Genomic DNA, 14,010 nt, shown 5'->3' with positions numbered 1-14,010 from the left:
GCCGCACAGCCTCATTCCAAAAATTCGCCGCGGGGCCGCCGGCCGGAGATCATGCCACCACCGAGCCTCGCCACCGCCTTCTCGCCCCTCGACCTCGCCGCGCTCGGCTTCTTCGTCGCGGTCTGGATCGGCTACGGCTTCGCCGTGGGGCGCATGCGCGGGCGGCGGGTGAGCCTGAGCGGGGTCATGAACGGGCAGCGCGAGGTCTGGGCCCGGCAGATGATCCTGCGCGACAACCGGGTGGTGGACACCACCATCAACGCCTCGCTCCAGAACGGCACCGCCTTCTTCGCCTCGACCTCGCTGATCGCGCTGGGCGGCGTGCTCACCCTGTCGCGCTCCGGCGACGACGTGCTCACCCTGTTCGGGGCGCTGCCCTTCGGCGCGGTGGCGAGCCGGACGGCCTGGGAGCTCAAGGTCGCGGGGCTGGCGGTCGTGTTCGTCTACGCCTTCTTCAAGTTCGCCTGGGCCTACCGGCTGTTCAATTACGGCGCGATCCTCATCGGCGCGGTGCCGCCCAAGGGCGCGGGGGTCTCGGCGGGGGAGATGGAGCGGGCGGCCAGGCGCGCGGCGGCCATGAACATCGCGGCCGGCAGCCACTTCGCGCGCGGGCAGCGGGCCTTCTTCTTCGCGCTCGCCTATCTCGGCTGGTTCGTGGGGGCCTGGCTCCTGATCCTGGCCACGGCCGGGGTCGTCGCCGTGATGTGGCGGCGCCAGTTCGCCTCCGAGATCCGCGAGGCGCTGCTCGCCGAGGACGATCCCCTGGCCCGGGCGCGGCTGCCATGAGCGGGGCGGGCGAACCCGAGATCGAGGAGACCCTGCTGCGGCTCGTCGCCGAGCGGGGGGCGGGCAAGACGATCTGCCCCTCCGAGGTGGCCCGGGCGCTCGGCGGCCCGCATCCGGACGGCTGGGGGCCGCTGATGCAGCCCGTGCGCCGCGTGGCCGTGCGGCTTTGCAAGGCGGGACGGATCGCGATCCTGCGGAAGGGCAAGCCGGTGGCGGACCCGGATGACTTTCGGGGGATCTACCGGCTGGGGCCACCGGTGGGGGTGGCCTAAGGCGCCGGCAGCCACGCATCCGTGTAGCCGGCGAGCCGATAGGCGGTGAGGCCGACCCATTCCTTCACCACGAGGTCGAGCAGCGCCAGCCCCTCGGAGGCGAAGCCGGCGAAGCGCAGCGCGTCGGCCGGGCCGCCGGTGCGGTAATCGACGGGATAGGCGGTGACGTCGAAGCCGGCCTGGCGGAAGCAGCCGATCGCGCGCGGCATGTGCCAGGCCGAGGTGACGAGGAGCCAGCGCTGGTCGGGCCGCGGCTTCACCAGGGCGGCCGTGAAGGCGGCGTTCTCGCGGGTGTTGCGGGAGCGGTCCTCCAGGATCAGCCGGGTGCGCGGCAGGGCGAGGACGTCGGCGAACTTGCTGACCACGTCGGCCTCGGAGCCGCCGTCGCCGCGCAGGTTGCCGCTGCCGCCGGAGAAGACGAGCCGCGCCTCGGGGAAGCGCCGGGCGAGGTCGGCCATGATGATCTGGCGCTCGCCGGCATCGTTGAGGAGGAGCTGGCCTCGCGCCAGGGCGAGCCGCGTCTCGATGGCCCCGCCGAGCACGATGATGCCGGCGACCGGCCGCTCGTCGGGGGCGAAGGCGGGGAACCGCTCCTCGAGCGGCCGGGCCACCCAGTTCGCGAGGGGCGAGAGGCCGGCGACGAGGAGCCCCGCCAGCCCGAACAGCGCCAGCCAGCGCCCGCTCCGCACGCGGCCCGCCAGCACCAGCACGATTCCGAGGAGGCCCATGAGGATCAGCAGGTTCGAGGGCGTGATCGCGAAGAAGATCAGCTTCGAGAGCGGGAAGAACATGCGTCAGGCTCGTCCGGGTCGGCGTCGGGAGGGTAGGCGTGGTCGGTGCCGGCGGGATCGCGCACGCGCCAGCCCTCCGGGGTCTCGCGAAGGTAGTCGGGCCCGACCGACACCTTGCCGTGGCCGCCGGGGATGTCGAGGACGTAGGCGGGCTGGGCGAGGCCCGAGAGCCTCCCGCGCAGGGCGCCCATCAGGGCGCGGCCCTCCCTGAGCCCCGTGCGCAGGTGCGCGGTGCCGGGCGCGAGGTCGCCGTGATGCAGGTAATAGGGCTTCACCCGGTTCTCGACGAAAGCGCGCATCAGGGCCTCGAGCGTCGCCGCATCGTCGTTGACCCCGGCCAGCAGCACCGACTGGCTCACCACCGGGATGCCGGCGTCGACGAGCCGGGCGATGGCGGCGCGCGCCGCGGGCGTGAACTCGCGCGGGTGGTTGGCGTGCAGCGCCACGAACACCGCGCCCTGGAAGGCCTTCAGCGCCGCAACGAGGGCGGCGTCGACCCGGTCCGGCTCGACCACCGGCACGCGGGTGTGGAGGCGCAGGACCCGCACATGCGGGATCGCCGCCAGCGCCTCCGCGATGCGCCCCAGGCGCCGCGGCGACAGCGCGAAGGGATCGCCGCCGGTGACGATCACCTCCCAGATCGCCGAATCCGCCGCGATGTAGGCGAGCGCCGCGTCCAGTTCCGCCTCGCTCAGCGTGCCGAGCCCGTCGGGGCCCACCACCTCGCGCCGGAAGCAGAAGCGGCAATAGACCGGGCAGACGTGGAGCGGCTTCAGGAGCACGCGGTCGGGGTAGCGGTGGACGAGGCCGGGCAGGGGGGCGTGGGCCGCGTCGCCGATCGGGTCGGCCCGCTCGTCCACCCCGGTCTCGAGCTCCTCCGCGCGCGGCACGAACTGGCGGGCGATGGGATCGGCGGGGTCGGCCGCATCGATCAGCTCGGCCATGTCGGGCGTCACGGCCACGGCGTAGCGGGCCGCCACCGCCTCCAGCGGCGCGAGGTCGGCGGGCGCGATCAGGCCGGCCCGGGCGAGGTCGGCGGGGCTGCGCAGGGTCCGGGTCACGGCGCGGCCACCGGCGTCCAGATCACGTCCTCGATCCGCGGCGCGCCCGTCGCCAGCATCACCAGTCGGTCGAGGCCGAGCGCGATGCCGCTCGCCTCCGGCATGATCGCGAGGGCGTCCAGAAACGCCTCGTCGATGGGGTAGGTCTCGCCGTAGACCCGCGCCTTCTCGGCCATCTCCGCCTCGAAGCGGCGCCGCTGCACTTCCGGGTCGGTGAGCTCGCCGAAGGCGTTGGCGAGCTCGACGCCGCAGGCATAGAGCTCGAAGCGCTCGGCCACCCGGGGATCGCGCGGGCTCGGCCGGGCCAAGGCCGCCTCGCTCACCGGGTACTCGCAGAGGAGAGTGGCGCGGCCGAGGCCCAGATGCGGCTCGATGCGCGCGACGAGGACCCGGCTGAACAGGTCGGCCCAGCTGTCGTCCTCCGCCACCCGCAGGCCCGCGCGGGCCACGCCTGCGGCGAGCGCGTCGCGGTCCGTGCCGCCGTCGGGCGCCACCGTCGCCAGGAGATCGATGCCGGCGCGCTCGGCGAAGGCCTGCGCGAGCGTCAGTCGCTCGAAGGGGGCGAAGGGATCGGCCTCGCGCCCGCGATAGGTCAGGCGGGCCGTCCCGGCCGTCTCGGCGGCGAGCGCCAGGATCTCGGCGCAATCCGCCATCAGCACCGTGTAATCGGCGCCCGCGCGGTACCATTCGAGCATCGTGAATTCGGGGTGATGCAGGGGCCCGCGCTCGCGGTTGCGGTAGACGCGGGCAAAGCTCGCGATCCGGGCCTCGCCGGCGGCGAGCAGCTTCTTGCAGGCGAATTCCGGCGAGGTGTGGAGGTAGAGCGGCGCCCGCGCGCCATCCGGCCCGATCGCCTCCGTGGCGAAGGCCGAGAGATGCGCCTCGTTGCCCGGCGAGACCTGCAGCGCGGCCGCCTCCACCTCGACGAAGCCCTCCGCCGCGAAATGCGCGCGCAAGCCCGCGACGATCCGGTTGCGCAGGAGGAGGCGCGGGCGCCGGTCCGCGTGGACGTGCGGCGCCCACCAGGGGGAGGGGGTTGTCATGGCCGATCAGGGACGGGCGGCATGTCGGGCTTCGCTCGGTCAGGGGTGAGGGCGGTCCAAACCCGGCGACTGGCAACGAGGCGACGAATAGGATAGTGCCGAGCAACCGTCGATGCGCGGGCGGCGTGTTCCGCCCCGGTGCGACGCTCGATCTTCGAAGAATGCAGGACCTGACCCCGTGAAGGTGATCGCCTCTACGCTCCGCAAGGGCAACGTCGTCGAGAAGGACGGCAAGCTCTACGTGATCCTGTTCGCCGAGAACATCCATCCCGGCAAGGGCACGCCCGTGACGCAGCTCGACATGCGCCGCATCACCGACGGCGTGAAGGTGTCCGAGCGCTACCGCACCACCGAGCAGGTCGAGCGCGCCTTCGTCGAGGACCGGGAGCACACCTTCCTCTACGAGGACGGCGAGGGCTACCACTTCATGAACCCGGAGAACTACGACCAGGTCGCCGTGCCCAAGGACGTGGTCGGCGATGCCGCCCCCTACCTGCAGGAGGGCATGGCCGTGATGATCTCCTCCCACAACGGCGTGCCGCTGACGATCGAGCTGCCCCAGCGCGTGACCCTGGAGATCGCCGAGACCGAGCCCGCCATGAAGGGCCAGACGGCCTCGTCGTCCTACAAGCCGGCGATCCTGTCGAACGGCGTGCGCACGGCGGTGCCGCCCCACATCGCGGCCGGCACCCGCGTCGTGATCATGACGGCCGACGGCTCCTACGTGGAGCGCGCCAAGGACTGAGCGGGCCCCCGTTCGATCGGTTCGGCCGTGCGCGTCCTCCTCTCCCCGCCGGGCGGGGAGAGGGTCGCATGGACCCCGTCGTCCATGCGACGAGCGGAGCGAGGGTGAGGGGGCCTCGCCGCGTGAGGCTCGTCCGGCACCGCCCCCTCACCCTCGGCTGCCGCCTCGCTTCGCCGACGACGAGGTCGGCAAAGCCCTCTCCCCGCCTGATCCCAGGCCTGCCTGGGATCAGCAAGCAAAGACCGAAGTCGGGCAAGCCCGACTTCGGGCGGGGCGAGGGGAAACGCGCCGGACCGGGCTCATCACGCTAAATTCGCATGAGCGCGGCTCCGTCCCCTCGCCCGGAGGTTACTGGCAGCGTCACTGACCCCGCCGCCGTCAGACGAACCGCACCCCGAGCTCGCCCTTGCCGCGGCGCCGGACCTCGCAGGTCCGCGGCTTGGGCTCGCCCTCGATCGAGAGGACGAAGCGGTCGGGGATGCCGGCGGGCTCGACGCCGATCTTGGCGCCGCCGGGCGAGATGTTCAGGATCATGCACGGGATGGCGCCGCCGCCCGCCTCGGTGGCGATCGTGCCCCGCTGGATGGTCGCCCGCAGGGCGACGCGGACGCGGTCGTTCGCGCGCCGCTCCTCGACGCCGACCACCCACTCGTCGAGGCTGCGCGCGATCCCGGCCACGCCGTCGGCGGCGATCCGCATGTTGGCGCTGACCTCGACCGTCGCGGCGGTCTGCCGCTCGATCGAGCCCGCGGCCTCCACGACGAAGCCCTGCACGGCGCCGACGGCCTCGGTGATCGAGGCCAGCGCGCTCTCGACGTCGCCCGACACCGCCTGCATCGCGCTGATCTCGCCCGAGATCCGGGCCGTGGCGGCCGTGGCCTGACCGGCGAGGTTCTTGACCTCGGTGGCGACCACCGCGAAGCCGCGCCCCGCCTCGCCGGCGCGCGCCGCCTCGATGGTGGCGTTGAGCGCGAGCAGGTTGATCTGCTCGGCGATGGTGGTGATCACCTGGACCACGCCGTCCATGGCCAGCGCCGCGTCCCGGAGCTTGGCGGTCGAGCGGTCCGCCGACAGGGTCCGCGCCCGGATCGCGTCGACCGCGCCGAGGGATTGCTGCATGTGGGCCGAGATCTGGCCCGCGGCCCCGTTCATGCCCTCGGCCGCCCTCGCCACGGCCTGGACGTTGCCCAAGGTGTCCTCGGCGGTCTGCACCGCGCGGCTGCGCACGGTCATGCTGCGGGTGATGTCGATGGCGTACTTGACCACCTTGAAGGGCCGGCCGTTCATGTCGAGGACCGGGTTGTAGCTGCCCTGGATCCAGATCTCGCGGCCGTCCTTGCCGAGGCGCTGGTAGACGCCCGTCATGTGCTCGCCCCGGCGCAGCTTGGCCCAGAACGCCGTGTATTCGTCGCCCTCGGCATAGACCTTGGGCACGAACATCCGGTGATGCTGGCCCCTCACCTCGGCCGCCGCGTAGCCCACGGTGTCGAGGAAGTTCTGGTTGGCGTCCTGGATCGTGCCGTCCATGTCGAAGTGGATCACCGCCTGGGAGCGCCCGATGGCGGCGATCTGCCCGTTGGAATCGGCGCTGCACAGCTTCTCCGTGGTGACGTCGGAGGCGTATTTCACGACCTTGAACGGCCGCCCGGCCGCGTCGAAGATCGGGTTGTAGCTCGCCTGCAGCCAGATCTCGCGGCCGCCCTTGCCGAAGCGGCGGTACTCGCCCGTCTCGTACTCGCCTCGGCCGAGCCGCTGCCAGAAGGCGGCGTAGTCCGGGCTCCGGCGGTACTCCTCCTCGACGAACATGCCGTGATGCCGGCCCCGGACCTCCTCGAGCCGGTAGCCCGTCGCGGCGAGGAAGGCCTCGTTGGCGTCGGTGATGGTGCTGTCCAGCGCGAAGTGGATCACGGCCTGGGACTTGTTGATCGCCTGAAGCTGGCCCTGCGCATCGGCCGCCCGGAGCTTCTGCTCGGTGATGTCGGTGGCGAACTTCACCACCTGGGCGACGCGCCCGTCCCGCCCGACGATCGGGTTGTAGGTCGCCTGGATCCAGACCTCGCGGCCGCCCTTGCCGAAGCGGCGGTACTCCGCGGACTGGAAGGCGCCCTGGCCCAGGGCCGCCCAGAACCGTGCGTAGTCCGGGCTCGCCGCCTCGGCGGGATCGACGAACATGCGGTGGTGCCGGCCGCGGATCTCCTCGAGCGTGTAGCCGAGGAGCGCCAGGAAGTTGTCGTTGGCCTCCAGGACGGTCCCGTCGGGGCGGAAGGCGATGGTGCCGAGCGACCTGTTCAGCGCGTCGACCTTGCCCGCATCCGACCGCAGGCGTTGAAGCGCTTGGAACATGACCGCGAATCTCCCTTGATCCGCGTCATCCTACTATACGAACGTTTACAACCCCTAAATGCATGCCGGCTTGCATCACATCATGAAGTATCCGCGTGTAACGTGAAATATTGCATTCAACAGCGCGGACCGCGTTGCCTGCAGCGCGAGGGCACAACCTTCAGGGCGGCGCCGCCGTGCCCTCCGCGGCGGCGTAGCAGCTCTCGGAGAGCGCCTGCGCCCGGGCCCGCTCGGCCGGCGTGAAGCCGCGCGCGCCGGTGGCCCACAGCCCCTCGCGGCGCAGGGCCTGCGACACGCAGCGGGCCGCGACGCGGCACGCCGCCTCTCCGCCGCCGGTGCGGGTGCAATGGCCCCGGTACTCGGCGTGAAAGGCGGCGAGGCCGGCGCGGGGATGGGGGCCGGTCACCGCCGCGAGCCCGGTGAGGAGGCCGAGCAGCAGGGGCTGGTGGATCAGGTAGATCGCGAGGCTGTGGCGCCCCGCGCCGACGGCGAGGCGGGCCGGGCGGGACCGCGCCCGCCAGCGGGCGAGCGGCGCCGTCGCGATGGAGGTTCGGGCGAGGCGGGCCGTCGCGACGCCCGCGAGCACGAGCCCGAACCAGGGAAGCAGCGGCACGTAATCGTTGGTCTGCGGCACCCGGGAGCCCAGCCCGAGGAAGAGCAGCGCCGGCGCGTCGAGGAGGGGATGGGCGACGAGATGCGGCGCGGCGATGGCAAGGATCGCCGCCAGCGCGGCGAGGGGCGCCGGCACGAACAGGAAGGGCAGGGCCAGCAGGCTCGACAGGGCGATGCAGTGCAGGATGCCGAAGAAGATGTAGCTCTGCGGAAAGGCGAACCAGGTCGCGGCGGTGATCAGGAGGGCGGCGCCGGCGATGCGCGCGAGGCGCCGGAGCACGGACCGCCAGCGGATGCCCTCGCCATGCGCCAGCACGAGCCCGATCCCGACGAGGACGAGGAAGCTGCCGGCGATGGCGTGCGCGGCGACCTTGCCGGCCGGGCTCATCGCGACGGGTTCGGGGATCAGCCGCAGGTAGCCGAGGTCCCAGACGAGGTGGTAGGCCGCCATCGCCAGGAGGCAGGCGGCGCGCGCCGCGTCGAGGGCGTCGATCCGGGGCGGCGGGGCGGAAGCAGAGGCGGGCATCATCGGCCGCCGCCCTAGCACCGGCGGGGCGGGACCGCGACCGCCCTCAAGACGCCGCGCTGGCGAATACGTGATCATCTGTCGCAACACCGGGATCGCCGCGCGCCCGCGGCGGTTTTCTGCGAGTCGCATCACGGGGTTGCGGCCGATCCCCCCGCTCCGCCGATGGGCGCGCGCCTGTGGCCCCGGTGCCCGCTCGGCCCGGAATGCGCAGCCGGAAGGCAGCGTGGCGGGCAAACGGGCTTCCGCCGAGTCAGCACTTTGTTAATCTCTCCTAGCGAACCGCGCAGTGCGATTCGGTGTGAGTTGCTTTGCATGTCCGATGAATTCGAATCCGGCCTTCGCGGCCCGCGTTCGGCAGCGGCATCCGGCGACGCCCGCGCCCAGGATGGGCTCGCCGGCGAGGAGGGCCGCCCCCTCGACCTCGTCGAGGTCGCCGGCCGCATCAAGTGGTTCGACGTCGCCAAGGGCTTCGGCTTCATCGTGCCCGACGACGGCGCGGCCGACGTGCTCCTGCACATCACCTGTCTGCGCCGCGACGGGCACCAGAGCGCCAGCGAGGGCGCCCGCATCGTCGTGGAGGCCACCGAGCGCGCCCGCGGCTGGCAGGCCTTCCGGGTGATCTCGCTCGACCAGTCGACCGCGCTCCACCCCTCCGAATTGCCGCTGCCGCGCACCCATGTCAGCGTGACGCCGACGAGCGGGCTTGAGACCGCGGTCGTGAAGTGGTTCAACCGCCTGCGCGGCTTCGGCTTCCTGAGCCGGGGCGACGGGACGCCGGACATCTTCGTCCACATGGAGACCCTACGCCGCTACGGCATCGCCGAACTGAAGCCGGGCGAGACGGTGCTGGTTCGCTACGGCGACGGCTCCAAGGGAAAGATGGCGGCCGAGGTCCGGCTCCTCGACGGGGCGCTCCCGGCCTCGCATTGAGGGGACGCCTGCGTGATCGTCGAGTTGTTTAGCGGCAGGCGGGCCGTTCTCGCCCTCGGCCTGTTCCTCCTCGCGGCCGCCGCGACGGCGCAGGAGGCGGTGCTCGAGCCACTGGCCATCGCCACCCGCGAGGGCCGCCGGGCCTTCCAGGTCGAGGTGATGCGCGACGACGCCTCCCGGGCGCGCGGCCTCATGTTCCGGCGCTCGATGCCGCCGGACCGCGGCATGCTCTTCGACTTCGAGCAGGTCGCGCCCGTCGCGATGTGGATGAAGAACACCTACCTGCCCCTCGACATGCTGTTCATCCGCGCCGACGGCACCGTGGCGCGGATCGCCGCCGACACCGAGCCGCTCTCGACCAAGGTGGTCCCCTCCGGCGAGCCGGTGCTCGCCGTGCTCGAGCTTAATGCCGGCACCACCGCGCGCCTCGGCATCCGGGCCGGCGACCGGGTCGAGCACGGGATGTTCAAGCGGCGCTGATCGGGCCTGTCGAACGCACCGTGAACACGCCTTGACGCGAATCCCATTCCGGACCAATGTTCCCCGAACGTTCTGGTCCGGTCGCCGCCGCGCCGGGATCGCAGGGGGAGCCACGATGATCGACGCCGACCTGGATCGCACCGGCACCGTCCCGTTCGAGAACGCGGCCTGGCGCCTGCTCTCCGACGGGCTCGAGCATCGCGACACGGGCTACTTCATCGAGGCCGATCTCCTCGGGCGACGCCGCGACGACGGCCTCTGGGACTGGCCGATGCACCTGGCCGAGAAGCGCTGGTGCGCGCCGCGCCTCTTCCGCGAGGCCTTCCTCGCCGCGCTCGACGCCTTCGGCGTCGCCCGGGACGCCGCGCTGGCGCGCTCCTTCGTCGCCGGGTTCGGCGCGCTCGCGGGGCAGGGCCGGACGGCGACCTCGACCGAGTTCGTCGCGCTGGGCGAGGTCTTCGCCCGCAAGCCCTCGGCGCGCCGGCCCGCGATGCCCGTCACCGGTCCCGCCGCCCGCCGGGGCCTCGACCCCGCCGGCCTGCGCGTCCCGGCCGGCGCCTGAGGCTCGCGGCGGCCCGACCGTCATGTCGCCGTGATGTTGCACGACCATCACCTCGCGCAAGGAACGCAGCGAGGACAGGATGCAGCACGACGAGCGCCCCACGGGATCGCCCCTCGACGGCCTTGAGGGGCTGATCACCCCGCCCGTCTCCCGGCGCGGCTTCGTGATGACGAGCCTGATCGGCGGCCTCACACTCGCGACGACGCGGGTCGAGGCGCAGGCGATCCGGACGGATTCGGAGGGGATCGAGGCCGGCGAGGTCGCGATTCCGACCGGCGACGGGCCGATGCCGGGCTACCGGGCCGTGCCCAGGGGCGAGGGGCCGTTCCCGATCGTCCTCGTCATCGAGGAGATCTTCGGCGTCCACGACTACATCAAGGACATCTGCCGGCGGCTCGCCAAGGCCGGCTACTGCGCCGTCGCGCCGGAGCTCTACGCGCGGCAGGGCGACCTCGCGACGATGACCGACGTCCAGGTCATCCTGCGCGACGTCATCGCCAAGACCCCCGACGCCCAGTGGATCGCCGACCTCGACGCGACGGCGGCCTGGGCCGCCTCGGCCGCCCGCGGCGACGGCAAGCGGCTCGGCGCGATGGGCTGGTGCCGGGGCGGGCGCGCGACCTGGCTCTACGCCGCGCATCGCGCCGACCTGAAGGCGGCGATCGCCTGGTACGGGCCGCTCGGCGGCGAGCGCACGCCGATCCAGCCCAGAACCGCGGGCGACGTCGCCGCCGAGATCAAGGCGCCGCTGCTCGCCCTCTACGGCGGCCAGGACGCGGGCATCCCCGTCGCCGCGGTCGAGGAGGCGCGGGACCGGGCGAGGGCGGCGGGACGGAGCGTGGAGCTCGTCGTCTATCCGGAGGCGCCCCACGGCTTCCACGCGGATTACCGGCCGAGCTACCGCAAGGCGCAGGCCGAGGACGGGTGGAGCCGCGCGCTCGCCTTCCTCAAGGCGAACGGGGTCGGCTGAGGCGCGGCACCGGAAAGGGCTGTCGGAACAATCTTTTCGACGATGCTCCCAGGATCGACACAATGGTTCGCCACGTTGCCTCATCGGAATCACGGCTCGGGCGGTCCGCCGTTCGGCCCTGAAGAGCGTCCCGGACCCATGAGCACTGCCAAACCGCCGGGCGCGAGGCCCGTCATCCTCGTGGTCGAGGACGAGCCCGACGAGCGCTTCCTCGCCGCCGAGATGCTCGAGGAGACCGGATTCGCGGTGATCGAGGCCGAGACCGCCGAGCGCGCGCTCGCCATCCTGAACGACCGCGGCGACGAGGTCAGCGTCGTGTTCTCGGACGTGCGCACGCCGGGTCCCATCGGCGGGTTCGAGCTCGCCCGGATCATCGGCGTGACCTGGCCGCGAGTGCGCGTGCTCCTCACCTCGGGCGATGCCGGCGATCAGCCGAGCGACCTCCGCGTCTCGGCGACCTTCATCCCGAAGCCCTGGCGCGCCTCCGACATCCTGGCCTGGGTCGAGGAAGCCGCGGGCCGGCCGCACGATCCGAACGAGGGACCGGCGGTCATCGGGACGCCGCCCGGCGCCGGCTCGAAAATTTTATCATAGGTCAAAGGGAAACAACGCCGCGCCGGGCCGTTGTTCCGCCTCCGGAAGCAATCGCCGCGAGGCCGTCCCGAGACCGTCATGAAAACCGTCGCCCCCAACTACGCCGCCAATTACAGCCGCGAGGAGCGCTCATCCATCGAGCTTCCCGAGCAAGTGCTGCTGGCCAAGATCGGCGACGATTTGCGCGACCTCTATGCCGACGTGACCTCCTCGGCGCCGCCGGACGACCTCGTCCAGCTCGCTCACCTGATCGACCGGCAGCGCGGCGGGGCCGACGAATACTAGGGCTCGGCCGCGCGGTGCGGCCAGAATAGCGCAGGCCCCTCCGGATTGCGTGCCCACCGTCGCGCGCCGCCGATCATCTGGTATAGACGGCGGACAGCCAGCGCCCCGGACCAGCCGACCACAGACGCCATGAGCAGGAACCGCCCCCTTGGTCTCGCGGCCGGATTGATCGGCCTGTGCCTGCTCTGCGGGCCGGCCCCCGCGGCGGCGCCCCCCGGGCAGCCGGCCGAGGGACCCGGCGGCGTCGGCGACCGGGCCGCCACGATCGTGAAGCGTGGGCTCGGCCGGGCCTCGGCGGCGACCTTCGCCTTCCACAAGGCCGGGCCTGCCCCGGCCGAGGGCCGCCCGGTCATCGTGTTCCTGCCTGCCTGGGGCGCGCCCAACCCGCAGGCCTACGGAGCCTGGATCGACCACCTCGCCCGCATGGGCAACCTCGTGCTCTTTCCCCGCTTCCAGGAGGTCAACCGGACCCGGCCGGCCGATGCCACCGCCAATGCCGAGCGACTGGTCAAGGCGGCGCTGGCCGAGCTGCAATCCGACGCGGACGCCAAGCCCGACTCCCGCCGGCTCGCCGTCATCGGGCACCTCGCCGGCGCGCCGATCGCGGCCAATCTCGCGGCCGAGGCCAAAGCGCAGGGGCTCCCCGTCCCGCGGCTCCTCTTCGCGGTGATGCCGGGCGGCATCGCCAGCGACGCCAAGGCGCGGGGCATCCAGCTGCGCGACCTCGCGCAGATCCCGGCCGAGACCCTGATCGTCACCGTGATCGGGGACCGCGAGGCGCGGGCGGCCGATCTCGCCGCACGCCGGCTCCTGCGCGAGGCGAGCGCCGTCCCGCTCGAGCGCAAGCTCTTCCTGCGCGCGCTCTCCGACGACCACGGCTTTCCCGCGCTCACCGCCACCCTGACCTCGCCGGCCGCCGTGGACCCCGCCTTCGACGCGGGCGCGATCAAGCTGCCGCCCGATCCGCCGCGCGACCCGAAGCAGTCGCCCCCGCCCTTCAAGTGGTCCGCCGACATGGCGCTCACCGGCGAGCAATCGACGCTCGTGTCGCAGCTCAACAACGCCCGCGCCGACAGCCTCGACTATCTCGCCTATTGGAAGACCTTCGATCTGGCGGCGGCCGCCGCCTTCGCGGGCAGCGACGCCACCGGGCTCAAGAGCAACGCGCGCTTCAGCGACATGGAGCGCTGGACGGATGGCTGGCCGGTGAAGCGCCTCGCCGTCGAGACGCCGCGCGCCGCGCCGGCGCCCTCGACCCCGGCGGCGAGCCCGGCCGCGCCCGGCGCCGCGCGCCCGGGGCAGCCCGCCGCCCGCCGACCCTGACCCAGCATCCGTCCAGCACGGGATCTCCGATGCAGCTCTTCCATTCCCATTTCTCGCCCTTCGTCCGGAAGGTCATGGTGGTCGCCCACGAGGGCGGCCTGGCGGATCGGATCAACCTCCTGCCGAGCGCGGCCCACCCGACCAACCGGGATGCGAGGATCCTCGAACGGCATCCGCTGGCGCAGGTGCCGACCCTCGTCCTGGAGGACGGCCGCGTGCTGGCCGACAGCCGGGTGATCTGCGAGTACCTCGACGCTTCAGGCGGCGGCGGACTCTTCCCGCCGGCCGGCTCGGCCCGCTGGACGGCGCTCGGCGAGCAATCGACGGCCGACGGGCTCCTCGATGCGGCGCTGCTCATCCGCTACGAGCTCACGGCGCGGCCGGAGGCCGAGCGCTCGGCGGCCTGGATCGCCGGGCAGGAGGCCAAGATCGACAGCGCGCTAACCGCCTTCGAGGCCGAGGCGGCGGGCTACGGCGACCGGGTTGACATCGGCACCATCGCGATCGCCTGCGCGCTGGGCTACCTCGACCTGCGCTTTCCCGACCTCGGCTGGCGGGGGAACCGCCCGGCCCTGGGGGGCTGGTTCGAGGGCTTCGCCGAGCGGCCCTCCATGCTCGCCACGCGCCCGCCCGCGCCCTGACTGGCGCGACGCTTGCTACGAGCCTCCGGTCACCCGGACGCCG

At 72.6% G+C, this 14,010-nt stretch carries 16 protein-coding genes; 11 read left to right on the top strand and 5 right to left on the bottom strand.

The window, feature by feature from the left end; translation table 11 throughout:
• The first annotated feature begins 51 nt into the window (after positions 1-51).
• On the top strand, positions 52-786 hold the full coding sequence (locus MFF55_RS09435; RefSeq protein ID WP_238243828.1) for a DUF599 domain-containing protein: 735 nt from the start codon (positions 52-54) through the stop codon (positions 784-786).
• Positions 783-1,058 carry a DUF3253 domain-containing protein gene (locus MFF55_RS09430; RefSeq protein ID WP_238243827.1) on the top strand — a complete coding sequence of 92 codons (276 nt, stop codon included), beginning with the start codon at positions 783-785 and terminating at the stop codon, positions 1,056-1,058. The genes MFF55_RS09435 and MFF55_RS09430 overlap by 4 nt, the downstream gene beginning before the upstream one ends.
• Here the strand turns inward: MFF55_RS09430 and MFF55_RS09425 are convergent.
• From MFF55_RS09425 to epmA, 3 genes are read right to left on the bottom strand one after another with little or no spacing between them, the layout of a single operon-like run.
• Entirely contained in the window at positions 1,055-1,849 is a 795-nt protein-coding gene (locus MFF55_RS09425) for a YdcF family protein (protein ID WP_238243826.1), read from the bottom strand. The genes MFF55_RS09430 and MFF55_RS09425 overlap by 4 nt on opposite strands.
• Entirely contained in the window at positions 1,825-2,910 is a 1,086-nt protein-coding gene (locus tag MFF55_RS09420; protein ID WP_238243825.1) for a lysine-2,3-aminomutase-like protein, read from the bottom strand. The genes MFF55_RS09425 and MFF55_RS09420 overlap by 25 nt, the downstream gene beginning before the upstream one ends.
• Positions 2,907-3,953, bottom strand: coding sequence for an EF-P lysine aminoacylase EpmA (epmA, locus tag MFF55_RS09415; RefSeq protein ID WP_238243824.1), 1,047 nt, complete (start codon positions 3,951-3,953; stop codon positions 2,907-2,909). Before epmA ends, MFF55_RS09420 begins: the two co-directional genes overlap by 4 nt.
• A 178-nt stretch (positions 3,954-4,131) precedes the next feature.
• On the opposite strand from epmA, the gene efp reads away from it, so the two are divergent.
• Entirely contained in the window at positions 4,132-4,698 is a 567-nt protein-coding gene (gene efp / locus MFF55_RS09410) for an elongation factor P (protein WP_238243823.1), read from the top strand.
• A 378-nt stretch (positions 4,699-5,076) separates the two neighbouring features.
• Here efp and MFF55_RS09405 read toward each other — a convergent pair whose 3' ends face one another.
• On the bottom strand, positions 5,077-7,041 hold the full coding sequence (locus tag MFF55_RS09405; protein WP_238243822.1) for a PAS domain S-box protein: 1,965 nt from the start codon (positions 7,039-7,041) through the stop codon (positions 5,077-5,079).
• A 160-nt stretch (positions 7,042-7,201) separates the two neighbouring features.
• Positions 7,202-8,179, bottom strand: coding sequence for a heparan-alpha-glucosaminide N-acetyltransferase (locus tag MFF55_RS09400; protein ID WP_238243863.1), 978 nt, complete (start codon positions 8,177-8,179; stop codon positions 7,202-7,204).
• A gap of 315 nt (positions 8,180-8,494) precedes the next feature.
• On the opposite strand from MFF55_RS09400, the gene MFF55_RS09395 reads away from it, so the two are divergent.
• From MFF55_RS09395 to MFF55_RS09360, 8 genes are all read left to right on the top strand, one after another.
• Complete coding sequence (locus MFF55_RS09395) at positions 8,495-9,112, top strand: cold-shock protein (RefSeq protein WP_238243821.1); 618 nt, start codon at positions 8,495-8,497, stop codon at positions 9,110-9,112.
• A gap of 24 nt (positions 9,113-9,136) precedes the next feature.
• Positions 9,137-9,592, top strand: a complete 456-nt coding sequence (locus tag MFF55_RS09390) for a DUF192 domain-containing protein (RefSeq protein WP_373874769.1) — start codon at positions 9,137-9,139, stop codon at positions 9,590-9,592.
• 115 nt (positions 9,593-9,707) lie between these two features.
• Positions 9,708-10,154, top strand: coding sequence for a hypothetical protein (locus tag MFF55_RS09385; RefSeq protein ID WP_238243820.1), 447 nt, complete (start codon positions 9,708-9,710; stop codon positions 10,152-10,154).
• 79 nt (positions 10,155-10,233) lie between these two features.
• Positions 10,234-11,124, top strand: coding sequence for a dienelactone hydrolase family protein (locus tag MFF55_RS09380; protein WP_238243819.1), 891 nt, complete (start codon positions 10,234-10,236; stop codon positions 11,122-11,124).
• 138 nt (positions 11,125-11,262) lie between these two features.
• Entirely contained in the window at positions 11,263-11,718 is a 456-nt protein-coding gene (locus tag MFF55_RS09375) for a response regulator (RefSeq protein ID WP_238243818.1), read from the top strand.
• Positions 11,719-11,796: 78 nt separating this feature from the next.
• Entirely contained in the window at positions 11,797-12,003 is a 207-nt protein-coding gene (locus tag MFF55_RS09370; protein WP_238243817.1) for a hypothetical protein, read from the top strand.
• 129 nt (positions 12,004-12,132) lie between these two features.
• Positions 12,133-13,326: a dienelactone hydrolase family protein gene (locus tag MFF55_RS09365; RefSeq protein ID WP_238243816.1), complete on the top strand. Its 1,194-nt coding sequence runs from the start codon at positions 12,133-12,135 to the stop codon at positions 13,324-13,326.
• 29 nt (positions 13,327-13,355) lie between these two features.
• Positions 13,356-13,967, top strand: a complete 612-nt coding sequence (locus MFF55_RS09360) for a glutathione S-transferase (RefSeq protein WP_238243815.1) — start codon at positions 13,356-13,358, stop codon at positions 13,965-13,967.
• The last annotated feature ends 43 nt before the right edge of the window (positions 13,968-14,010 follow it).

Source organism: Methylobacterium iners, assembly GCF_022179305.1.
In the GTDB taxonomy this organism is placed as follows: domain Bacteria; phylum Pseudomonadota; class Alphaproteobacteria; order Rhizobiales; family Beijerinckiaceae; genus Methylobacterium; species Methylobacterium iners.
Note: the sequence above shows the minus strand (reverse complement) of the source record. Positions and strands in the feature narration are given on the sequence as shown.

Coding starts and splice junctions, on each gene's coding strand:
- MFF55_RS09375 (WP_238243818.1), top strand. CDS start 11,263: ATGAGCACTGCCAAACCGCCGGGCGCGAGGCCCGTCATCCTCGTGGTC.
- MFF55_RS09430 (WP_238243827.1), top strand. CDS start 783: ATGAGCGGGGCGGGCGAACCCGAGATCGAGGAGACCCTGCTGCGGCTC.
- MFF55_RS09395 (WP_238243821.1), top strand. CDS start 8,495: ATGTCCGATGAATTCGAATCCGGCCTTCGCGGCCCGCGTTCGGCAGCG.
- MFF55_RS09360 (WP_238243815.1), top strand. CDS start 13,356: ATGCAGCTCTTCCATTCCCATTTCTCGCCCTTCGTCCGGAAGGTCATG.
- MFF55_RS09370 (WP_238243817.1), top strand. CDS start 11,797: ATGAAAACCGTCGCCCCCAACTACGCCGCCAATTACAGCCGCGAGGAG.
- epmA (WP_238243824.1), bottom strand. CDS start 3,953: ATGACAACCCCCTCCCCCTGGTGGGCGCCGCACGTCCACGCGGACCGG.
- MFF55_RS09380 (WP_238243819.1), top strand. CDS start 10,234: ATGCAGCACGACGAGCGCCCCACGGGATCGCCCCTCGACGGCCTTGAG.
- MFF55_RS09385 (WP_238243820.1), top strand. CDS start 9,708: ATGATCGACGCCGACCTGGATCGCACCGGCACCGTCCCGTTCGAGAAC.
- MFF55_RS09400 (WP_238243863.1), bottom strand. CDS start 8,179: ATGCCCGCCTCTGCTTCCGCCCCGCCGCCCCGGATCGACGCCCTCGAC.
- MFF55_RS09435 (WP_238243828.1), top strand. CDS start 52: ATGCCACCACCGAGCCTCGCCACCGCCTTCTCGCCCCTCGACCTCGCC.
- MFF55_RS09365 (WP_238243816.1), top strand. CDS start 12,133: ATGAGCAGGAACCGCCCCCTTGGTCTCGCGGCCGGATTGATCGGCCTG.
- MFF55_RS09425 (WP_238243826.1), bottom strand. CDS start 1,849: ATGTTCTTCCCGCTCTCGAAGCTGATCTTCTTCGCGATCACGCCCTCG.
- MFF55_RS09405 (WP_238243822.1), bottom strand. CDS start 7,041: ATGTTCCAAGCGCTTCAACGCCTGCGGTCGGATGCGGGCAAGGTCGAC.